The organism is Acinetobacter sp. ANC_7511 (genome assembly GCF_056779975.1).
Genome location: NZ_JBWYIY010000010.1, coordinates 50,468 through 74,457 on the forward strand (window position 1 = coordinate 50,468; position 23,990 = coordinate 74,457).

The window sequence follows — 23,990 nt, forward strand, 5'->3', positions numbered from 1 at the left end:
ATCAAAGGTCTTTTTTTCGATGCGTATCTACTTTAGGCTAAACAGTCCTGTTTAGGTGTCAACTCATTACAATATAGAGGATTGAGTGCACATTGAAGTTCATCAATTTGATCTTGTGTTACATAGCCCTTGCGTTTTAAATATTCTGCAACGCGATCATCTCTAAGACTTAAAAAAGCGGCATCATAAACTTTCAGATCAACAAAGAGTGCAGCCGTTTCAAGTCCATTAAAACGATCTAAAAACACCTCATTGCCATACATGAGAAAAATATGATCGAAATCTGCATATGCATCGATGCCTAATTGTTCTGCGAGTGCAAGCGGCGGTGTTTTGATAAAGAGTAAATCTGAAATTTCATCAAACTGCGTGGTATCAAGCGTATTTTCACCAGTTTTCACTTTACCAAGCCAAGCTTTAAAGACCAAAACGGCACCACCACGCAACAACATACTCCACACTTGATGACGCGTATGTTCATCTAAATCTCGGCATTCTGATGCTAAACGTTGAATAAGTTGATTTTCTTGTTGTGCCAATTTATCAAATAAACCTAAGCCTTGAGGGTGATAAGCTGCTGGTGTAAATACATCAAATTTTAATTGTTCAAAAACCTGTAAAGCCAAAGGTACTGCAGTTTGGTAAATCTGTTCCAAGGCACGTACATGTACATTTTTTAAGGATGTAGATGGAAAAATTTCTTGCCACTTGATTTCAGGCAAAATTGCATTGGCACCATATTGGCGATGAAATTCGTGATTACGATCTAAACCATGTGGCATAGCTTCTGAAATGTTCATTGCAAGACTCCATTTGATACTTTTATTCTCGAGAAAATTTGAGGCACTTTGATTTCTTTAATCGAACGAAGATGTGCTGATGGCTAGATTTAGAATTATGTTGATTGCAATAAGAATAAGACTAAAGTATTAATTTTTATTTGATGAGTAAATTTGTCATCTAAAAACATGATGTTAGTAAACTTGTAACTATTTGTTTTAAATGATATTTCAACTTTTGATGTGTTTTGCCATAGAAAATCGGACTTTGATTTTTTTGGTCAATTGCCAATGCTCTTTTTAGCTTTATTTTGTTCTCTTTTGCCACCTCTAAAGCTGAGATCTGCCAATCATTGTAAAGTACGGTGTGAATATGTATAAAAATCACCCAGCTTTTCGTGGAAAAACTGGGTGATGAATGTATCAAAATGTGACTATTTCGAATCTTATTTTGAAATTTTTAAACCTGATAACCATGAACGTAGAGAGGCAGGTTTGAGAGGTTTTTTCAATAGGACAATATTCAGCTCTTTGAGTCTTTGCGGAAGCTCAGGATCTGAATCAGCTGTAATCAATGCCACAGGCACATTTTCTTGACGATGTTCTACAATAAAATCTAATCCTATTTTATTTGAATTCAGGTGTTGATCGACCAACCAAACTTGAATGTTCTCTTGTTGAATAATCTCAAGCGCTTGTTCAGGTTCTGTGGCTTTAAACACTTGATAACCCCATTTAGTAAGCAAAGTTGCCATGCCTTCTAAAATAGTTTCATCATTGTCTAAACATAAAATTTTATACGCTGCAGATTTTAATGGTGTGGCTTGAACTGGTGCGGTCACAACCTTTGGTGCATCGATGAGTGGGACTTCAATCATAAAACATGAACCCTTACCCAACTCGGAATACACATGCACAGGATAACCCAACATGCTGGTCATTCTCTGAACGATGGCGAGTCCAAGACCTAAACCTTGTTCACCCCATGGCGAGGTATGTCCACAACGTTCAAACTCTTGGAAGAGTTTAATACGTTGTTGTTCAGCAATCCCTGGACCAGTATCCCAAACACCAATACGAATATGGTTTGCTCTTTCTGCTGAACGTAACACCCCAACAATTACACGACCTTTTGCTGTGTATCTTAGGGCATTACTGACAAAGTTTTGAATAATACGGCGAATCCATTGAGGATCTGTATCAATCCAGAATTTCACGTCATGCACTCGGAAGGAGATCGCTCGTTGTGCTGCAATTGATTTAAATTGTAGTTCTAAGTCACTCAATAGGTCATGTAATGGATAGGCTTGTCGTTTAGGTTGTATTGTTCCACCTTCTAAACGTGCAATGTCTAATAATGCAGAAAGCATACTCTCTGCACCATGTAAGGCACGATCGAGTTGCTGTAGCGTTTTAGCATCTTCTTCATTTTGAATGCTTTGTTCTAATGCCGTACTGAATAACCGTGCAGCGTGCATAGGTTGAAGTAAATCATGACTTGCTGCAGCAATGAATCGACTTTTTGACATATTGGCTTTGTCAGCTTGTTCACGTGCCAATTGTTGTTCTGCCAAGGCATTGGCAAGTTGTTGAGTGCGATCTTGAACGCGTCCTTCAAGTAGTGCTTCAGTTTCTCGGAATGCCGTAATATCAGCAAATGTCGTCACGAAGCCACCGCCTTCGATTGGATTTCCTCGCATTTGGATAACACGACCATCTTTACGAATACGTTCAAACTCATGAGCGCTACCTACTTTCATCCAATGAATACGTTTACGTACGTGCTCTTCAACGGAACCAGGTCCACATTCACCGCGCTCTGCGTTGTATCGGATCAAGTCTGCAATCGGGCAGCCCACATATACCAAATCTTTTGGATAATCGAATAAAACGAGATATTGATTATTCCATGCGACTAAACACATGTTTTCATCGACAACACTTACCCCTTGGGTCATGTGGTCGATCATGGTCATAATTAGATTTTGGTTAAAGCGTTGCCATTGTGATGCTTGGTCTAGAATATTAGCGACCTGTCCAAGTGCTAATCCATTGTTAACCATGGCTGTAGTGAGTAGGGTACGTGCCGATGCAGCTCCAATTGTGCCAGCAAGATATTGTTCAGTGAAACGCCACCACATCCCATTGGCACTGCTGTTTTCGTTTAATATCACATTATTGGATAAGCAGAATTGATTAAACGCATGCATGGTCGGACCTTCACCCGTAATCCGTTTGGCAAGCGTGATCAGGTCACCCACTTTTAATCGTGCGACATCATGATGTAAATAATTAACTTCATTTGAGGTTTGTTGCGTTTGTAGGGGTTTAGTTTCGTAATAGAAGAAACTTTCTGCCTGTATTTGCTCAGCAATACTTGGACGATAAATTCGTGAGATCCAGATGTAGAGCACGATATTTAAGCCAAGTGACCAAATTACACCATGTGTTAATGGCGCAAATGATTCAAAACCAAGTAATGCTTCAGGCTTTAATAAGTCAAATCCCAGAGGGCCAAACATCAGAAACGAATAAGTAAATTGATAATATTCATCTGGTAAACTTCTTAAAATTGTTGGTAAGAGCAGTGTGTAACTCCACATCACAAAACCAACGATGAGACCTGCATAGACCCCTTGTTTACTTCCACCACGCCAGTACAACCCCCCAATAAGTGCAGGTGCAAACTGTGCAACAGCACTAAATGCCAAAAGACCAAATACTGACAGCTGATCAATGTCATTAAAGAAATGGAAGAACAAGAATCCAAGTAGCATGACCGCCAAAATACATACGCGACGTGTGAATTTCAGCATTCGAGGTAAACGCTTGTCATGACGAGAAATCCAACCCAAGCGCCATAGCGCAGGCATAATCAAGTCGTTACTGAGCATGATTGAGAGTGCGACTGAAGAGACTAAAAGCATACCAGTTGAAGCCGAAAATCCTCCAAGGAATGCTAAGAGCGTCAGCCATTCTTGGTTATAGCTCAAAGGCAGTGACAGCACGGCAACATCAGGGACTGCCATGTATTCTGGTGCAGCATGAAGTGCCCAACTTGCAATCGGAATAATCGCGACAACGGTTAAAATGATGTAAGCGGCAAACCATCTGCGCGCACCACGAATATGTTTTTCATCACGTAATTCAACTACAGCAACATGAAACTGGCGTGGCAAACATATAATCGCTAATGCTGCTAAAAGTGTTTGAATCCAAAAGGTATCTGGCACGCCCATCAGTTGAATTTCATGGAAGGTTTTGGATACGTCTGCGGAAACTTGAATGAGGTTTTCGGGGCGTTCAAATAAAAAGAAAAAAGCGACACAGAGGAGTGCAAATAATTTAACAAAGGATTCAAAAGCGACTGCCAGCATTAAACCGCCATGCTGTTCGGTGTTGGCAATCTGACGTGTACCAAACATCATAGCCAAAATTGCTAGAACCCCTGTAAGTGCAAGTACACCATTGGTGGTCAGATTCATCACTTCTGAATCTTGTTGCAACATCACGGATGCACTGAGTGCAATGGCTCTCAGTTGTAAGGCAAGATAAGGAATGATGGCGATCACGGCTAAAATGGTGACGAGTGAGGCGAGAGGTCCGCTTTTGCCATAACGTGCTGCCACAAAGTCAGCAATTGAGGAAATAGCATGGTGCTGACGTACTCGACCTAAGCGACGCCAAATATCATAACCAAACCAGACAAACAGAAGTGGGCCTAAGTAGATTGGAAGGAAAATGATCCCTTCACGAACAGCAGCACCCGTTGCGCCGTAGAATGTCCAAGACGAACAGTACACGCCTAAGGTCAAACTAAACAATAACATACGTCCACGTGGGCTGAGCCGACTGGCATGTTTTTCACCAAAAAAGGCGCAAATAAAAAGGATGAGGATGTAGAGGGCGAGTACCCCAATAATCAACCAACTGTTCATAGGACTTACACTTGAGAATCTCGTGTAATGATAACGCATCCATGAACTGTCACGTTCAAATTGATCAAAATTTAGCGACCAAAGTCTAAATTACAACCAATGCAAAATCTTGCTAATTTAAAAATCGGAATAATTTAAATAAAAAAAATGACCTACGGTTGGGTCTCATATGGAGTCTTGTTTATGGATGAGAGACAAGTAGAGCAAATTCTACAGAATCCCAAATTCAAAGAAATGGTCAAAAAGAAAAGCACACTGAGCTGGACATTGACAGGCATTATGCTGTTTGTCTACGTTGGTTTTATGCTTTTAGTTGGCTATAACAAAGAGTTTTTATTGTCATCGCTTTCAGGTGGTGTAACCACTTGGGGTATCCCTCTAGGATTAGGCATCATCGTGCTGTCTTTCTTGTTATGTGGTGTGTATTCGTACATTGCCAACAATAAGCTCGATCAATTAAACGAAGAAGCTATGCGCGAAGTTGAAGCCATCACTCACGAGAAGGGACTACACTAAGATGAAATGGAATTCTTTACTCACATTTGCAGGGACTGCAATGTTATCTGGATTGGCATTCGCAGGTCCTGATTTAGGTGCAGCAGAACAACAAGCAACAAATTGGCCTGCGATTATCATGTTCTTGATTTTCGTCGGTGCAACGCTAGGGATTACCAAATGGGCAGCTAAACAAACCACAAACACCAAAGATTTCTATACCGCAGGCGGTGGAATTTCTGGTTTCCAAAATGGTTTAGCCATTGCTGGTGACTATATGTCCGCAGCATCGTTCCTTGGTATTTCTGCGATGGTTTTCCTGTCAGGTTTCGATGGCTTACTCTATTCACTTGGTTTTATGGTAGGTTGGCCTATCGTACTTTTCTTGATAGCAGAGCGTTTGCGTAACTTGGGTAAATACAATTTATCTGACGTTGTATCATTCCGTTTACAAGAAAAACCTGTACGCACACTGGCAGCGTTAAGCTCTCTTGTTGTTGTTGCATTCTACTTGATTGCCCAAATGGTCGGCGCTGGTCAGTTGATCAAGCTTCTGTTTGGCTTGAACTATAACATTGCTGTCGTCATCGTCGGTCTGCTCATGATGGCATACGTTATGTTTGGCGGTATGTTAGCGACAACATGGGTGCAAATCATTAAGGCAGTGATGTTGTTGTCAGGTGCTACCTTCATGGCATTTATGGTGATGAAAGGCGTTGGCTTTAGCTTCACCAATATGTTCGAGCAATCGATTCAAGTCTTCTCTAAAGTACATGATTTAACCTTAGATGATGCAACCAAAATCATGGGACCAGGTAGTCTGGCATCAAACCCAATTGATGCGATTTCTCTTGGTTTAGCATTGATGTTTGGTACAGCTGGTTTACCACATATCCTCATGCGTTTCTTCACAGTAAAAGATGCGAAAGAAGCACGTAAATCAGTTGTTGTTGCAACAGGCTTTATCGGTTACTTCTATCTTTTAACTTTCATCATTGGTTTCGGTGCGATTCTCTATGTATCGAACAACCCACAATTCCTTGATATTGCGAAAATGGCAGTAACTGGCAAGCTAGAGCTTGTTGGTGGTAATAACATGGCTGCGGTTCACTTGTCTGATGCTTTAGGCGGTGACTTGTTCATGGGCTTCATTTCAGCGGTTGCATTTGCCACGATTCTAGCAGTTGTTGCAGGTTTAACGTTGTCAGGTGCTTCAGCAATTTCACATGACTTATATGCGAACGTATTGAAAAAAGGACAAACTACACCTGAATCTGAACTTCGTATGTCTAAAATCGCGACTTTAGGTCTTGCGATCTTTGCGATGATCTTGGGTATCTTGTTCGAGAAACAAAACGTTGCCTTCATGGTAGGTTTAGCATTCTCTGTTGCTGCATGTGCAAACTTCCCAGTGCTTGTACTTTCAATGTTCTGGAAAGGTTTAACAACGCGTGGTGCAGTTGCCGGTGGTGTTGTTGGATTAGTTTTAGCGGTTGTACTCATCGTACTTTCTAAAGCAGTTTGGGTAGATACGCTTGGTATTTCTGATACACCAATTAATCCATATAACGGTCCTGCATTATTTGCGATGCCTTTAGCATTCTTCTTCTGCTGGTTGTTCTCTGTGACAGACAATTCTGCACAAGCGCAAGCAGAACGTAAAGCATTTGATGCACAGTTTGTACGTTCACAAACAGGTATTGGTATTTCTGGTGCGTCAGACCACTAAACCATACTGATCATGATAAAAAGCCCCTTTAAGGGGCTTTTTTTCTTTACCAAATTTCTATTTTAAATGACATACAAGTCATCAACTGTCCGCTATGCTTTCATTCAAACAAAACAATAAAAATAGTTGGAGTTGAGATGAGTTTAATATGCCGCGTGATAGGTGATCTCGTACGTTTACCATCCGCGTGTCTACTGATTTTACAGCTGCTGATTTTATTCCTCGCAGTGATATCAAGTCATGATTTGGCTTATCGCTCCATGACTTGGATTCTCGGCGCTTTAGTCCTTCTTATTATTGCTAAAGTCATCAAAATGACCCCAATTTTTAGTGCTGTAGGTTTATTTGGGGTATTAGGAGCTCTCATTTTTTCTTTCTTGATTCTGATTGGATATCATCAAGCCTATATTCAAATTACAGCGCATGTATTTGAAGTTATCGCGTATACGACAGCGGCTTATGGTTTGGTTCGATATATGTTCGAAGACCGCTATTTGACCAAAGATGAATTATTTGCGGCAGCAGCTGTTTTTACTTTAATTGCATGGAGCTTCGCATTTTTATATAGCATCTGCCAGCTATATGACCCACTGAGTTTTAGCATAACGCCTGAACAATCTGTTCAACATAGTTGGTTAGATTTGTTGTTTCTCAGTTTTAGTATTCAGTCGGCAACAGGTCTTTCAGATATTATGCCCTTGAGTCCGCTGGCGAGACTGATTGCCATGATTCAAATGTTTAGTGGAGTCATGTATCTGGCTTTGATTGTTTCGCGCTTAGTTGCACTGCAATACATTGCTCATTTGCCAAAGCATCAGGATGATTAAAACAGAACGTTACATCTTGCTAACGGCATTCATCTGCAAAATCATGAATAATAAGTACTTAGATCAAAAAATAATCTCCAACCCTCGATATTGAGTCGATTTTCTATTCTGTTTTTGATGAAACTAACCCGGCTTTATATGAGGTTGAGGATAAATGATCTCAATTCATATAGCGTTTTATCCAGTTTGAAGCGTTTCACCGAAAAATAAATATATAGGGGAATTATGTCTTCTCAGCATCCTCCATGGTATTCAAATGTAAATCCACGTGTTTTTATCAGCACGGTACTCATCATTTTTGTATTTTTGGCCACTGTGGTGTTATCTCCTAATGGTTTTGAATTAGTTACTCAGCAACTGAACCAATGGATTACGGATTCTTTTAGTTGGTTCTATGTTTTAGCAGTTGCCATATTTCTGATCGTGCTGGCTTATATCGCAATTTCTGACTACGGCAAAATCAGGCTCGGTCCAGATCATAGCCAACCGAGTTACAGTAATGGCTCTTGGTTTGCCATGCTCTTTACCGCAGGTATGGGGATTGGCCTGATGTTTTTTGGGGTAGCAGAACCTGTAATGCATTATGTCTCTCCGCCAGTCGGTGATGGAGAAACGGTTATGGCAGCGCAGCAAGCGATGCGAGTGACTTTCTTCCACTGGGGACTTCATGCATGGGGAATCTATGCATTGATTGGATTGTCCTTGGCCTATTTTGCTTATCGACATCAATTGCCTTTAAAAGTACGTTCCGCGCTTTATCCGATCATTGGAAAAAAAATTCATGGTCCAATGGGGGATGCCGTAGACACATTTGCCACGATTGGAACAGTATTTGGTGTGGCGACAACATTGGGTTTTGGTGTAACGCAAATTAACTCAGGCTTGAATTATTTATTTGATGTTCCTCAATCAGCAAGTACACAAGTGATACTGATTATTATCGTCAGTACATTGGCATCACTGTCCGTTTTTCTAGGTTTAGAAAAAGGAATTAAACGGTTGTCTGAGTTGAATTTGGTATTGGCATTAAGTTTATTGCTCTTTGTATTCTTCGCGAGTTCTACCATTTATCTTTTGCAAACCACAATTCAGAACATGGGTCAGTATGTTTCTAATCTCTTTACCATGACATTTAATTTATATGCTTATCAACCGAATGGTTGGATTGGTGGTTGGACGATTATGTATTGGGCATGGTGGATCTCGTGGTCACCATTTGTCGGGATGTTTATCGCACGTGTGTCACATGGAAGAACCATTCGAGAGTTTATTGTTGGGGTTATGTTGATTCCTACTGGATTTACACTCATTTGGATGGGCTTTATGGGGAATGCTGCGCTCTTCAGTATTATGCAAGAAGGCAATGAAGCACTGATGCTAGCAGTACAGAAGGATTCTTCCGTTGCATTATTCGAATTTTTAAATAGCTTACCACTCGCTTCAATCATGAGTGTAGTAGCAACATCGCTGGTTATTTTATTCTTTGTCACTTCAGCGGATTCAGGTGCATTAGTTACAGACTATTTGACGGCTAAAGGTGAAGGTTCACCGACATGGCAACGACTCTTTTGGACTGTGCTTATGGCGGTATTGGCAATTGTATTATTATTGGTCGGTGGGCTTGGTGCTTTACAATCTGCGACCATCATGAGTGCGTTGCCATTCTCCGTCATTATGCTTTTTATTTGTTGGGGATTACTCAAAGCCTTAAAAGTAGATTTAATTAAAATGAATGCTCTGCAAGAGGCGAGAATTACACCTCGAGCAATTCATCAACCACGGAGTTGGCAAAAACGCTTAGGATTGATTATGCACTATCCTCATTCTAAGGAAGAGGTTGATGTATTTATTGAATCTCAAGTATCTCAAGCATTAGAGCAAGTGCAGAAAGAGTTCAAGAGAAGACAGTTTAAGGTTAGTGTAAATCGATTGGCTGAAGGGGTAGAGTTGAGGGTAGATCATCATGACGAGTTGAATTTTGTATATCAAGTGATGTCACAAAGAACAACGCCACCGAGCTTTATGCCAGATACAATGGTGACTGAGCAGGATTATTATCAGGCGGAAGTGTTTTTAAGAGAGGGTGGACAGGCCTATGATGTAATGGACTGGACACAAGAAGACTTAATTCAAGATGTTATTGATCAATACGAAAGACATTTACATTTTTTAAGTGTAATTCGTAGCCCTGAGTAACTAGTGACTGATAAAAAAAGGACGCATTATGCGTCCTTTTTTGATTCTGTATCTAATAACTTATTAGAAACGGAATTTAGCATTTAAGCCAACAGTTTCAGTATCACGGCTAGAACCATTTTCAGCGTTAGCATTTACATAACTTGCACCAACAGCTACAGCTGGAGTGATGAAGTAGTTTACGTTAGCACCGATAGCTGAGCTTGGAGTGTCATTAAAGCTTGATTCAGTATAAGATACGCCTGCGCTTAACTGTGGATTGAAGTAAAGGTCAGATTTTAATTGGTAAAGTGTATCTTCACCGTATACTAAACCAGCTTCAAAGCCAATAGACATATTTGTATCAGTGATACCGCCTACATATTTAGTACGTGCTGTGATCGCATCTTGATCTTCAGCAATAGTACCTGTTTCAAGTGCTGAGAATACGCTACCGTTGTTGATTGCTTTAAAGACATCAAAAGAGTATTGATCAGCAACGCTTGTATAACCTACAGCAACCAAGAAGTTTGGAAGTAACATTGCACCAAGTTCTAATGCATAACGATCGCCGTTACCATCTGCTAATTTAGCAACTTGTGGGTGGTTAGATGGATTGGTTGCAGTGAATTCATTTTTAGCATCAGTTTTTGAGTGGCTATATGACGCGCTTGCATATAAAGGAATAAGTTTAGTTGGGATATAAGCTTCAGCTTTTGCACCATAGTTATGTTGCTGAGCTTCAACTTTCTGATTAGCAGCTTTAATATCAGCAGAATATTCACCGAAGTTATAAGCAACAGAAACATTAGATGCTTGATTTAAGAAAGCCGCTTCAGCTAAAGGACCTTTAGTTGAGTCTACATTCTTGAAGTAGTAAGTACCTTGAACAGAACCAGTATAGTTATCATTGTTCAATGAGTCATCAAAGTATTCAGCAGCGCCTTGTACTTCAACTTGATATGCGTGTGCCCCAGTCATTGCTACTAATAAAGCAGTGGCTAAACTAATTTTTTTCATAATAGTTACCAAATAAATGTCGAATGAATATGCAGTAAATATTGTATTGTAACAATGTATTAAGTCAATGATCTTTAAGGTAATAGTCTGCTGGTCTAAATTTATTTTGTGTGTTATGTCTTGATACAAGAAGATTAAGAACATGAATTTTTGAACATTTTATTCAAAAATAACAATGTGATAAGGAGATTTTCAACGTCGATTAAGCTTAAAAAATTGCATCGAAATTATACAAAAAAAAGATTATTAGAATCGGATAAAACGTATAAAGAAAATGTTAATTTACATGAAATTTAAGATTTTCGTTTAATTTTAAATCATTTGAAAATAAATAATGTGACTTTTTTCACCTACTTGGTAGTAAAGTGTTAGGTTGATTCGGAATTTCAAAGGGTTACGATGTTTGCAATTTAAGTTAATTTTCACATAATTACATGCTCCTTAACTAAGTTTTTTTTTATATTTAAATAAATTGAGTTTTGCCTTTTAGATTTACTAAATATTATAGTGGTTATTTCTCTTATATGCCCAGCTTTCCCCAAGGCTGGGTTTTTTTTAACTTATATTTATTTGCACTATTATAGTGCATAATCAGGTGTATTCTTTATCAATACTGAGCAAAAAAAAACCTAGTTTTCTATGAAAACTAGGTTTTTTCGCCAAAACTTGGGGGAAATACAGAAATTCTGCTGAGGTATATTTCTATCTCGCCCTAATGTGGGGCATTATGCACCAGCATATTGCACATGTAAATAATATTTTTAAAAAAAGTGTTAAAAATAGACAAAAAAATTAGAAATAATCTGTCAAAATTGAATTAAATGCATTGGTCAAATTGGAACATTGAATTGAAAGGAATCTACGTTGTTGCACTTGTTTTAACGTCTGTTTTTCTATCTGCCTGCCAGGCCTTAGATCATATTAATCCGAGAACAAAAGCATACGATTTAAAAGATGATTCAATGCTGAATAGCAGTGAATCAAAGAATCAGCATCATATTGAGACCCTATTTAATCAGCAAAATATTCAAGGTGTATTTATCACCTATGATGGCAAACACGTTAAAACTTACGGTTCTGATCGAACAAGAGCAAAAGAAAATTTTATCCCTGCATCCACTTTTAAAATATTGAATGCTTTGATTGGATTAGAACATCATAAATCAACTCGGTATGAAGTGTTTAAATGGGATGGAAATAAGCGTTCATTTGATAGTTGGCAACGTGATTTTACGCTTGGTGAGGCCTTACAAGAATCTGTTGTACCTGTGTATCAAGCCTTAGCACACCGTATTGGACTAACATTGATGCAGCAGGAATTAATTCGAATTCAGTATGGAAATGCAAAAGTCGGGGATCAGATAGATCAATTTTGGTTAAAAGGTCCTCTAGAGATTACACCTGATCAACAAGTTAAATTTGTTTATAGATTGGCACAGTTGTCATTGCCGTTTCGTAGAGATGTACAACAAGATGTAAGAGACATGATGTATGTCGAATCACGTGGTGCGAATAAGCTATATGCCAAAAGTGGTTGGGGAATGGATATTGAGCCTCAGGTGGGCTGGTATGTGGGTTTTGTAGAACAAGCCAGCGGTCAAGTCACTGCCTTTGTATTAAATTTAGAAATGAAAAATGGTGATAAAATTCAGCAACGGAAGGAAATCACTTTAGATATTTTAGATCGACTTGGTTTATTTCATTATTTACGTTAAAAGTCATATAAAAGATAAAAAAAACCCAGCCGATTGGGATGGCTGGGCTGAAAAAGGATGTTCTGTATGTGGGAGAAACATCCGAGGGTAGAACAAAATTCATTAAGCAAATCTGATATGAATCAGTGTCTTTGCAATGTAAGCATTATGGTTTAAAGGATGAGGTTTGTATAATGATTAAAAATTATGCGCATGATCTATTTTTTCGATGCTGATTAAGTGATCAAAATAATCATCTGATTTTAATTCAAAAAAGTAAATACTGCCAAATATGTCACTTGTATATTGGTGGAAAAATAATTTAAATATTGAACAAAAAAAATTTACGGCATTACAATAGTGTGATATTTATCACATTGTTTCTTAAATAAAAACTTGTGCTTTAAGTGCTTTTTAAGCATGGTTATATTGTAAAATATAACTAAGTTCAAAGAAATTTTATAAATCTCACCGCTTTATACGGTCTTTTATTTTAGAGGTAGTTTGGATGTTAAAATCACATTCCGAGCAAATTGGTCGCCGCCTATTTGTGTTCGTGATGATTATCGTCTTATCTATCCTCTGTATTTCAATCCCATTGGTCATTAGCCATTATCGCGAATATCAGAAATCACAAACAGCATTGATTGAAATAGAAAATCTTCGTGCCGTTGCTGCTCTAGCGAATCGTATTTCACGCGAGCGTGGCCCTGCGAACATGGCAATGTCGAGTTCACAAGAAGAGTTTGAAAAAAATAAACAAGCGCTTATTGAGTATCGCGCGGGAGTAGATGAACAAATTAAGGTCTCGATTCATCGATTAGATCAGTCTGGATATGATGGGTTAGAAGAGTACGTCGCTCAATACCTAAATCCAAAATTAGCGGAAGGTCGTAAACAAGTCGATCACTATATTTCGTTGCCATTTGCAGAGCGTACGCCTGAAGCTTTAGATCAAGCTATTCTTACAATGTTTAATGCGTGGGATAGCAGTCATGATTTACTGAAGAAACTGGTAATGCAGTCTAAAAGTAAAGATAGTTCGATGGGGCATTATTACACCATGATTTTGGTGTTGGCTGATTTGCGAGATCAGGCTGGACGTGTTGCTTCAAATGTAACTGCACATGTGACATTTCAGCAGCCGTTACCAAGTGACAATATTGCACGCGCATTACAAACGCAAAAACAAGTTCGCTATTTGTGGGATTTAGTGAATACCATCCAACCCGAACGCCATCGTACAGCTGAATTCGCTCGCTTACACAAAGAAGTGAAAACTCAGTTTATTGATCAAGGTTTACCTATCATCATGCGATTAATTGATGAAAGCCGAAAGGGACAACCTTATTTTTTATCAGGGACTGAATTAAGTGTAGCTGTATCTGGTAAATTCTTAACAGTTATCGATTTACAAGACTATTTGCTCAATAAGAGCGTTGAAATCGCAAAGTCAGAAAAAGACGCGAATCAACTCAACTTTATACTCACATTGATTGTCTCTTTAATTTCACTATTGGCTGCTTTATTTACGATGATTTATGTTCAACGTAAAGTTATTTCGCCGCTTATTATGGTGAGAGATAAATTAGTTGAATTGTCGTATGCCAATGCTTTGGTCGATAGTCATTTTATAGAAGATCAGCAGAAGCAAGTACATTCATTACATGAAGCGATGCAAAAACTTCAGAAAATGTTGCATCAACGTGATGAGTTTGAATTTGAATTAAAGAATATTGCCAATACTGATAAATTAACAGGTGTTTCAAATCGTTTTGCTTTAGAAGCCTATACCAAACTTATGGAAGCTCAGCCCAATAAGTTTACGCAAACGTGTTTGATGATTGTAGATATTGATTATTTTAAACAGGTTAATGATCAATATGGTCATGTGGCAGGGGATCAAGTCATTCAGCAGGTGGCAAATTGTTTAAGTCATAATGTTCGTTCTACGGATTTGGTTGTACGCTTTGGTGGTGATGAATTTTTGGTGTTGATTGAAAATTTAGACCTTGAACATGGGTTACGTGCTGCAGAAAAGATGCGTAAGGGTATTGGTGATTTACAATTTACAGATGAGCAAGGTCAATCATTTACGGTTTCGATCAGTGTGGGGGTTGCGGTAGGTGCTGATTCTTGGAAAGCATTATTTGCTAAGGCAGACCAAGCATTATTTAGAGCGAAAGCGCAGGGACGCAATACGGTTTCAAGCTAAGATTATGTGAATATTGGCTGTAATCACGTCCTCAATTGTCAGTTAGATTTTTTATTAAATTTGCGTAGTAGTTTCCTACTTTTGAAAGAAAAAAGTAGGCAAAATGCTTTTGTTTGATTGAGGATGCATCCTTATATCTTAATCAAACGGGCGACATCCAGGTCGCTTGTCATGTCATTAAATTTCAGTTTTGATCTTTGGTTTTCTCAATCAAATAGTTAATGAAATTGGTGCACGCAACGAGCATAAATTTTGCATCGATATAACTTAGATTAGATTCTTCTAATATTGCATGGCGAATACCATCGCTATCGGATGTATAGCCATAAAGTTGGCTTAAACTTCCTTTAAGTGCAGGGTGTAAACCGAACTGATCTTCAATAATTTTAAGTGCTTTTCCTAAAGTGGCTTTATCGTCTTTTGTAACAGTCTTGCAAATAGATTCGACCGCACTAATCGATTCTTTAATCGAGTTTCTGTAGTCAGGATTTTGGCGGTCGGACATAAGTGTTAGAGCTTGATTTAAATGTTGTTGAACACCTGAAAATGGATTTGAATTTTCTAAGGCTTCTTCGATAGATTGGATTTCTTCTTCTGATGTGATTTCGGTAATTTGATTGGCAACTAATCTATATACTGACTGCTCGGATTCTAGAACTACGTTAATTTCTTTTATAAATTTTCTGATATCAAAAACAGTTTTGTAATCAACATAGATAGAATTATTTTGATTTTTTATGATGAATTCTATTAAATCATAAAATTTAAACCATTCACCTGCAAATAAGTGTTTCTTTATGAAAGCATTAAATTGTATAGGTGGAAGTATTTCATCAATCGGAATTTTAAAGAAGTTTTTGCATAGTTCTACTCTTAAAGGGGAAAAATGTTTAGCAATATTGTCATAAGATAAATCTTGAGAAAAAATATGCTCATAAAGTAAAGACCATAATTTATTTCTTAAACTTTCATCAATACTCTCTTTTTGAATAGTTTCTCGAACACTTTTATAACCATATCTTTCTGAAAACAGCATTGTTTCCCCTAATAAAAAAAACGGTGAATTAATCACCGTTTTAGCATAAAAATTTATTATTTAAAAATCCTCCCCCTCTTTGTTAAAGAGGCGTTAGGGGAGATTATTTCAACATTGGCTTTAAGAATCTCGCTGTATGCGAAACCTTATTATTTGCCACCTCTTCAGGTGTACCTTCAGCAATAATCATACCGCCACCGGCACCACCTTCAGGACCTAAGTCCACAATCCAGTCGGCAGTTTTAATGACATCTAAATTATGCTCAATCACCACAATGGTATTACCTTTATTGCGTAGCTCATGAAGAATATCCAAAAGTTTCGCAATATCGTGGAAATGTAAACCTGTGGTTGGCTCATCAAGCACATACAGTGTTTTACCTGTATCACGCTTCGCCAACTCACGTGCAAGTTTCACACGCTGTGCTTCACCACCTGAAAGCGTGGTTGCCGACTGACCTAAACGAATATAGCCCAAACCAACTTGATGTAAAGTTTCTAAACGACGATGAATGACAGGAATCGCATCAAAGAAATGCATTGCATCTTCAACGGTCATCTCTAACACGTCAGAAATGTTTTTACCTTTATAGCCGACTTCCAATGTTTCACGGTTATAACGCTTGCCGTGGCAGGCATCGCATGGCACATACATATCCGGTAAGAAATGCATCGCCACTTTAATCATGCCGTCGCCTTCACAGGCTTCACAGCGACCACCTTTCACGTTAAACGAGAAACGACCTGCGGCATACCCACGTGCTTTGGCTTCTGGGGTTTGTGCAAACAATTCACGAATAGGCGTGAATAAACCTGTATAAGTTGCAGGGTTTGAGCGCGGTGTACGTCCAATTGGGCTTTGGTCAATATCTACGACTTTATCGAGGAATTGTAAACCATCAATCGAGTCAAATTTTTCCGCAGTCAGTGTCGTTGCACCATTCAATTGTGTTGCAGCGAGCGGTAACAAGGTACGGTTGATTAAAGTCGATTTACCTGAACCCGATACACCCGTCACACAGGTCATAACACCTAAAGGAATGGTGAGATCAACATTCTTTAAGTTGTGACCACATGCACCCATCAGCTTAATTTGCTCATCAGGTTTAGGTGGTTGTACACGCGTTTTCGGCACCTCAATTTTTAACTTACCTGAAAGGTATTTGCCGGTCAGAGAATCCTCATTGGCTGCCAATTCATCATAAGTCCCCTCGGCAATGACATGACCACCATGCACACCTGCACCAGGACCAATATCAATAATATGATCGGCTGCGCGAATGGCATCTTCATCATGCTCTACCACTAAGACAGTGTTACCGAGATCACGTAAACGAACCAAAGTCTCAAGCAAACGGTCATTATCACGTTGATGCAAACCAATCGATGGCTCATCCAGCACGTACATCACGCCCATAAGACCTGCACCAATCTGTGATGCCAAACGAATACGCTGTGCTTCACCGCCTGATAAGGTTTCGGCAGAACGGGAAAGGCTTAAATAATTCAAGCCTACAGAAACGAGGAAGTGCAAACGCTCACGAATTTCTTTAAAAATCTTATCGGCAATTTCACCTTTGGCGCCTTCAAGATTGAGATCTTGATAGTAGCTTTCGGCATCGCCAATCGACATTTTGGTGATTTCGGCAATGGTTTTGTCTTTGACACGCACATGACGTGAAATTTCATTGAGACGTGAACCGCCACAAGCGTCACATGCAGCATTCGATAAATACTGAGCTAAATCATCACGTACATAGTTTGATTCAGTTTCACGGTAACGACGTTCTAAATGTGGTAAAACCCCTTCGAAAGCCATCACACGGTTATGACGGCGACCACGTTCATCGATATAGCTTAAATCAATTTTTTCTTTGCCTGTACCGTAAAGGAATTTCTTTTTGGTTTCCGCATCAAGTTCATTCCACGGCGTATCAAGAGAAAAGTCGAAATGTGCAGCGACTTTTTCAATCATGCTGTAATAGTATGGACGCTGACGATCCCAACCACGAATTGCCCCTTGGCTAATGCTGACTTCAGGGTTTGGAATGAGTTTGTCAGAACTAAAATGGCTGCGTGTCCCTAAACCATCACAGACTGGGCAAGCACCAAATGGGTTGTTAAAAGAAAACAGACGAGGTTCTAATTCGGCAACGGCACGGTCACATTCAGGACATGAGTGTTTTGCTGAAAACACACGATCAGATTGTTCGCCTTTCATCCATGACAAAATCGCAATATCGCCACCTAAACGCAGTGCGGTTTCAAAACTTTCTGCAATACGGTTGCCTAGGTCATCGCGGACTTTAAAACGATCGACCACGACTTCAATGGTGTGTTTTTTCTTCTTATCCAGTTCAGGCGGTGGATCAATTTCCATAATTTCACCGTCTACACGTGCACGGACGAAACCTTGGCTTTGTAATTGCTCAAATAAATTGGTGTATTCACCTTTGCGCTCACGTACAACAGGAGCAAGTAACAATAAAGCAGTACCTTCTTCAAGTGCTTTAACCGCATCAACCATTTCCGAGACGGTTTGTGCCACCATCGGCAAGTCATGCTCAGGGCAGTAGGGTGTACCCACTCGAGCATACAACAAACGTAAATAGTCATAAATTTCAGTAATCGTACCGACCGTTGAACGTGGGTTATGACTGGTTGATTTCTGCTCGATGGCAATAGCTGGGCTTAAACCTTCAATCGAATCGACTTCAGGTTTTTCCATTTGTGACAGGAATTGGCGTGCATAGGCAGATAAAGATTCCACATAGCGACGTTGACCTTCTGCATATAAGGTGTCGAAAGCCAGTGAAGATTTACCTGAACCTGAAAGTCCCGTAATCACCACGAATTTATCGCGTGGAATATCAAGGTTCACATTTTTTAAGTTATGGGTGCGTGCGCCTCGAATACGGATATGACTTTGGCTCATAAAACATCTCGAAAATATGCTGAGTGAAGGTGATATATGATAGCGATTTAATTTTGTTCAAGCACAAATGAAGAATAAAACACGACAAATTATGTCGGTAAAATTTCATTGAACAGCAAAAGTCCAATGTAAAGTGCTTTGAGAGCTCCTGCAATCTGATTTTAAATAGATGAACAAGACAGAATCAATTCGCAAATTTGATGTCATGATGAGCCATAGGATGTTAAGTATAAGTGAATTTCGGGTGAATATTGATCAGCAAGCACGTGAATAGTGACGTTCGAAAATAGAGTCCACCTGTTCAAAACATATATGTCTTTCAATAGCATGATGTTGACGTGCGTAAAAATTCACTTCTTTTTCTAAGTGTTGAAGAAAATCGTTATATTCCGCTTCGAAATGTTGTAAATCTAGAAAATCAAAACGTATAGAGCTTGAACAAGAGTATTGAGCAATGAAGTCGAGCATTAAATTTTGAATATGATGATTGGTAAAATAAATGAGATATGTGGCAGCAGATCCACAGTGTGTACAGCCTTTTTCTAAATAAACTTCTTCATTATTTAACCAACAGCATTGTAAAGTGAAATATGCACGGATTGCTTCTGTTCCCAGTGAATGTTGCATAGAAAACCTCAAGTAAATTTTATTTATGATAATGAGAATTATTATCAATAATAATTGTGCTTGAAGTTTGCTTTAAAATCCAGTCTTAAATCCTTTTAAATCGAAATGAGCCTGAAAGTCGGCAATGCAGTTTAGATCACCGACCTTTAATTTGGTTATGCAGGTGATAGCATCATGAGTGATCTAGGCTTAACCATTGACGTTGATGATAGGCACTATCCCAGAATAAATATTCGAGTTCAGCTCCCCGTGTGTAAGCTTGATGCATTTTTTCAATGGTATGTTGATCGCTTTCTGCCGCAACACGGTCAATAATTTCAATGACTTTGCGTACTTCTTCGTTGAAATGCTCGCCAGCATAAGTGTCAATCCACGCTTGATAAGGATTATTTGCAATATTACGTTTAAGAATGTCTTTGCCCACTTCCGCATAAATCCAATAGCACGGCAGTAATGAAGCTAAAACGACAGGATAACTCTCTGACCATGCAGTAGCTGTCAGAAATGAGGTGTAATGATGGCAAGCAGCAGTCAAAGGTGTATTTTCAAAATCAGCTTTAGTGATGCCAAATTCGTGCATAAAACCATTGTGCAGTTCACGCTCAACCACAATTGCTTCATTAGCACCTTGCGTAAATTGAATAATGGCATCGGAGTCATATGCTTTAGCACCACAAATAGCCAATGCTCGACCATAGGCAACCAGGTAATGCGCATCCTGAATGACGTAATGGCAGAAAGCTTCTCGATCGAGTGTTCCAAGCGCCAGTTCTTGGTTAAAAGGGAGTGCTAATGTTTTTTGATATAAATCGTAGTTTCGTTGCCAAACGGCTTCTGAAAAACGCATAAATCCATCCTGAATAAAATCATCTCTAGGTATCAGCTAAGATCATATCAATTTGTCGTTACAAAACTAGCTTGAGCGATACATCATCTTCAACAAAAAAATCATACGAAGAACTTTGGATAAATTTTGAAAACTCGTCATAATTAGCACAGTTTAATTGAGTGTCTTTTAGCGCTAGAGATCAGACATTCAATTTATAGAATTTTTACAAATCACTAAGCACAGACTTCACTTAATATTCGTCATATAAAAATCCTAAGTTTATGTTTTGTAAAATTTTTATTGATTCACCTCATTTTTTATAAGGTCGCTAGATTATGTGGAAACATTTTGGTTTCTCTATCGTATTCACGATCGTGTGTCTTGCGCTGTCTGCCTATTGGGGTTATACCCATGGTCCAGAAGCTGGCCTCAAGACCATGCTCACCGTACTGACCATCACTGCAATTTTAGCTGTGATGGAGGTTTCACTTTCTTTTGATAATGCTGTCGTCAATGCTTCAGTGCTTCGTCATTGGGATCACTTTTGGAAAATGCTTTTCCTGACTGTGGGTATTCTCATTGCAGTATTTGGTATGCGTTTAATCTTCCCAATTGTGATCGTCGCGGTCACAGCGGATATGGGCATGATGGAAGTTGTCAATTTGGCATTAAATGACCCTAAAGAATATTCGGCACGACTGATGAATCATCATCCTGAAATTGCAGCATTTGGTGGTGCATTCTTATTGATGGTATTCCTTAACTTTTTCTTGGATGATGGTAAAGACACGCATTGGTTCAAATGGATTGAGCGTCGTTTAGCGAAATTGGCATCTGTACCTGCACTATCTGTATTTGTTGCTTTAGTGGCTTTACTGATCATGGCTGCTAATGTTGATGAAGCTAAACGCTTAGTCGTGACTATGGCGGGTATTTGGGGCATCGTCATTTATATTGGGGTACAAGTACTGAGCCATTTGCTGGGTGGTGAGCCTGAAATTGATGAAAATGGTAATGCAATTGGTCACGATAGTAATGGTGTGCCAACAGGCGTAGTCAAAGCAGGTATCGGCGGGTTCTTGTATTTAGAAGTATTGGATGCATCATTTAGTTTTGATGGTGTGATTGGTGCTTTTGCGATTACCTCAGATGTTGTGGTGATTATGTTAGGTCTTGCGATTGGTGCTATCTTTGTTCGTTCGATTACCATCTATCTCGTTGAGAAAGGCACATTAGATGCTTACATCTATTTAGAACATGGTGCGCACTATGCAATTGGTGCATTAGCTTTCATTATGATTGCGAGTGGTACGGGCGTACATGTTCCTGAAGTGGTAACAGGTCTGATTGGTGTAGCATTTATTGTTTGGGCAGTGATTGCATCTATTCAATATAAGAAACGTCAAGCGCTACAAGGCTAGATGAACACATCGAAAAAAGCACAGCACAAGCTGTGCTTTTTTTGCTTAAGGCCTTTGTTCTAGGGAAAACAGATGGTGTTGATCTTTATTTCAAATAAAATTCATGCCTGTTCATCAGCCGAATATTCTATAATCAAAGTAGACATAGAAATCACGCGATAACCTAAATTTTATGATGAATGCCTTAGAACGCCGTTCCACATTTGCATTGAGCAGCATTTTTGCATTGCGAATGTTAGGTCTGTTTATGATTGTCCCGGTCTTTTCTGTTGCGGGACAGGCTTATGAATATGCAACACCTGCTTTGATTGGTTTGGCCGTAGGTGTGTATGGTTTGACTCAGGCAATACTACAAATTCCTTTTAGTTTGATTGCAGACCGTTATAGCCGAAAGCCGCTGATCGTATTGGGTTTATTGCTGTTTGCCTTGGGTGGTGCAATCGCCGCAATGTCAGACACAATCTATGGTGTGATTATAGGGCGTGCAATAGCTGGGGGTGGAGCTGTCTCTGCTGTCGTCATGGCGTTATTGGCAGATGTTACGCGTGAAGAAAATCGTATGAAGGCGATGGCAATGATGGGGATGAGTATTGGTCTCTCTTTCGTTATTGCATTTAGTTTAGGGCCATGGTTGACCAGCGTGGTGGGTATTTCAGGCTTATTCTGGGTGACCACACTCATGGGATTACTTGCCATTGCAATGCTATTTCTTGTTCCCAAAACAACACGTCATCATAAAAATTTTCAGCAAGGTTATCTCACTCAGCTAAAACAAGTTTTGAAAATGGGCGATTTAAATCGCTTACATGTTTCTGTGTTTGCTTTGCATTTATTGCTGACGGCGATGTTCATCTATGTGCCTTCTCAATTGATTGACTTTGCAGATATTCCTTTAGCTGAGCATGGTTTGATCTATCTTCCCTTATTGGTAATCAGTTTATTTTTTGCTTTTCCTAGTATCATTCTTGCTGAAAAATATCGAAAAATGCGAGGTATTTTTCTGACTGCGATTGCTGGGATCATCGCCGGTTTGATCGTGATGATTTTTGGATTTGAATCGAAATACATTTTGTTGCTTGGTTTAGGTCTTTTCTTTATTGCCTTTAATGTGATGGAAGCACTACTGCCATCTTGGTTATCGAAGGCAGCACCTATCCAATCCAAAGCGACAGCAATGGGTGTGAATGCCAGTGGTCAATTCTTAGGTGCTTTTTTTGGTGGTATACTGGGTGGGCAATTGCTGATGTTAAATAACACTGCTCTAGGCTGGGGGGTACTGACAGGAATTGCCATTCTTTGGCTGTTGATTAGTTTTGGATTAAAGCAGCCACGTTATTTATCATCACTGATTTTGAGTTTGCCCAAAGTCCAAGAAACAGATGAATGGACTTCTCAGTTACTGGCAATTCGTGGTATTGAAGAGGTCGTGGTGATGACTGATCAACAAGTGGTCTATGTCAAAGTTGATAAGCAGCAGTTAGATGACACTGCGCGACAACATTTAACGCACTTGTTGGGTAAAGAGGTAGCCATTTAATCATAACTCTTATAAAGTAAAACATAGAATCGAATAGGAAGATTAGAGCACATGCGCGGCGTGAATAAAGTTATTTTAGTTGGTACTTTAGGTAAAGATCCTGAGACAAAAACATTTCCCAATGGTGGTTCATTAACGCAGTTTTCAATTGCAACAAGTGAATCTTGGACAGATAAAAACTCAGGTGAACGCAAAGAACAAACAGAATGGCACCGTATCGTCTTACATAATCGTTTAGGTGAAATTGCACAGCAATATTTACGTAAAGGTTCAAAAGTTTATATTGAAGGCTCTTTACGTACCCGTCAGTGGACAGACCAAAATGGTCAAGAGCGTTACACGACAGAAATCCGTGGCGAACAAATGCAGATGTTAGATTCTAATAATCGTCAGCAAAGTGAAAATGGTGGTGAAGGTTATAATCAACCACGTTTTAATAACAACCAAGGCGGTGGTTATGGCAACCAAGGTGGTTATAACAATAATAATCAAGGTAGCGGTTATGGTAACCAAGCTAGTTATGGTAATAACAACGTTAACCAAGGCTTCCAAAAGCCACAAAATCAACCAGCGCCGAAGCCAATGGCGACAGCACCATCTGATTTAGATGATGATTTACCGTTCTAGATCATATATCTAAGTAATTTGTTAAGTTGTTTGAGGTTATGTTGGTTTAAATTTATTTTAAATTAATTACTTAAACAGAAAAATAGCTTCTTTTATTTTGTAAATA

The 23,990-nt window shown here is 39.1% G+C and carries 16 protein-coding genes; 9 read left to right on the top strand and 7 right to left on the bottom strand.

Annotated features, from left to right (window positions below; all coding sequences use genetic code 11):
- Positions 1–32 precede the first annotated feature (32 nt).
- Both AC1M9L_RS08285 and AC1M9L_RS08290 read right to left on the bottom strand, forming a co-directional pair.
- Positions 33–800 carry a hypothetical protein gene (locus AC1M9L_RS08285; protein ID WP_035265786.1) on the bottom strand — a complete coding sequence of 256 codons (768 nt, stop codon included), beginning with the start codon at positions 798–800 and terminating at the stop codon, positions 33–35.
- A gap of 425 nt (positions 801–1,225) precedes the next feature.
- Positions 1,226–4,717 carry a hybrid sensor histidine kinase/response regulator gene (locus AC1M9L_RS08290; protein ID WP_481586858.1) on the bottom strand — a complete coding sequence of 1,164 codons (3,492 nt, stop codon included), beginning with the start codon at positions 4,715–4,717 and terminating at the stop codon, positions 1,226–1,228.
- Between the two features lie 183 nt (positions 4,718–4,900).
- Here AC1M9L_RS08290 and AC1M9L_RS08295 point away from each other — a divergent pair, with 183 nt between their 5' ends.
- From AC1M9L_RS08295 to betT, 4 genes are all read left to right on the top strand, one after another.
- Complete coding sequence (locus tag AC1M9L_RS08295) at positions 4,901–5,233, top strand: DUF485 domain-containing protein (RefSeq protein WP_035265779.1); 333 nt, start codon at positions 4,901–4,903, stop codon at positions 5,231–5,233.
- A gap of 1 nt (position 5,234) precedes the next feature.
- A complete protein-coding gene (locus AC1M9L_RS08300) occupies positions 5,235–6,941 on the top strand; it encodes a cation acetate symporter (RefSeq protein ID WP_180028478.1) in 1,707 nt (568 codons plus the stop codon).
- Between the two features lie 137 nt (positions 6,942–7,078).
- On the top strand, positions 7,079–7,768 hold the full coding sequence (locus AC1M9L_RS08305) for an ion channel (protein ID WP_481591855.1): 690 nt from the start codon (positions 7,079–7,081) through the stop codon (positions 7,766–7,768).
- A gap of 225 nt (positions 7,769–7,993) precedes the next feature.
- Positions 7,994–9,964: a choline BCCT transporter BetT gene (gene betT / locus AC1M9L_RS08310; protein WP_481591856.1), complete on the top strand. Its 1,971-nt coding sequence runs from the start codon at positions 7,994–7,996 to the stop codon at positions 9,962–9,964.
- Positions 9,965–10,027: 63 nt separating this feature from the next.
- Here betT and omp33-36 read toward each other — a convergent pair whose 3' ends face one another.
- Positions 10,028–10,963, bottom strand: coding sequence for a porin Omp33-36 (omp33-36, locus tag AC1M9L_RS08315; RefSeq protein ID WP_481591857.1), 936 nt, complete (start codon positions 10,961–10,963; stop codon positions 10,028–10,030).
- 821 nt (positions 10,964–11,784) lie between these two features.
- Between omp33-36 and blaOXA the strand changes: the two genes are divergently transcribed.
- Both blaOXA and AC1M9L_RS08325 read left to right on the top strand, forming a co-directional pair.
- Positions 11,785–12,678 carry a class D beta-lactamase gene (blaOXA, locus tag AC1M9L_RS08320; protein WP_481591858.1) on the top strand — a complete coding sequence of 298 codons (894 nt, stop codon included), beginning with the start codon at positions 11,785–11,787 and terminating at the stop codon, positions 12,676–12,678.
- A 487-nt stretch (positions 12,679–13,165) separates the two neighbouring features.
- Positions 13,166–14,872, top strand: a complete 1,707-nt coding sequence (locus AC1M9L_RS08325) for a GGDEF domain-containing protein (RefSeq protein ID WP_481591859.1) — start codon at positions 13,166–13,168, stop codon at positions 14,870–14,872.
- Positions 14,873–15,056: 184 nt separating this feature from the next.
- Here the strand turns inward: AC1M9L_RS08325 and AC1M9L_RS08330 are convergent, their stop codons facing one another.
- From AC1M9L_RS08330 to tenA, 4 genes are all read right to left on the bottom strand, one after another.
- Positions 15,057–15,908 carry an AbiJ-NTD4 domain-containing protein gene (locus tag AC1M9L_RS08330; RefSeq protein ID WP_481591860.1) on the bottom strand — a complete coding sequence of 284 codons (852 nt, stop codon included), beginning with the start codon at positions 15,906–15,908 and terminating at the stop codon, positions 15,057–15,059.
- Between the two features lie 103 nt (positions 15,909–16,011).
- Positions 16,012–18,843: an excinuclease ABC subunit UvrA gene (uvrA, locus tag AC1M9L_RS08335; RefSeq protein WP_092766489.1), complete on the bottom strand. Its 2,832-nt coding sequence runs from the start codon at positions 18,841–18,843 to the stop codon at positions 16,012–16,014.
- A 255-nt stretch (positions 18,844–19,098) separates the two neighbouring features.
- Positions 19,099–19,470, bottom strand: a complete 372-nt coding sequence (locus AC1M9L_RS08340) for a hypothetical protein (RefSeq protein ID WP_180028470.1) — start codon at positions 19,468–19,470, stop codon at positions 19,099–19,101.
- Positions 19,471–19,642: 172 nt separating this feature from the next.
- A complete protein-coding gene (tenA, locus tag AC1M9L_RS08345) occupies positions 19,643–20,317 on the bottom strand; it encodes a thiaminase II (protein ID WP_481591861.1) in 675 nt (224 codons plus the stop codon).
- 317 nt (positions 20,318–20,634) lie between these two features.
- Here tenA and AC1M9L_RS08350 point away from each other — a divergent pair, with 317 nt between their 5' ends.
- From AC1M9L_RS08350 to ssb, 3 genes are all read left to right on the top strand, one after another.
- A complete protein-coding gene (locus AC1M9L_RS08350; RefSeq protein ID WP_481591862.1) occupies positions 20,635–21,720 on the top strand; it encodes a DUF475 domain-containing protein in 1,086 nt (361 codons plus the stop codon).
- Positions 21,721–21,892: 172 nt separating this feature from the next.
- On the top strand, positions 21,893–23,257 hold the full coding sequence (locus tag AC1M9L_RS08355; RefSeq protein ID WP_481591863.1) for an MFS transporter: 1,365 nt from the start codon (positions 21,893–21,895) through the stop codon (positions 23,255–23,257).
- A 51-nt stretch (positions 23,258–23,308) separates the two neighbouring features.
- Positions 23,309–23,884 (top strand): single-stranded DNA-binding protein, encoded by a 576-nt coding sequence (gene ssb / locus AC1M9L_RS08360; RefSeq protein ID WP_481591864.1) that lies wholly within the window; start codon positions 23,309–23,311, stop codon positions 23,882–23,884.
- The last annotated feature ends 106 nt before the right edge of the window (positions 23,885–23,990 follow it).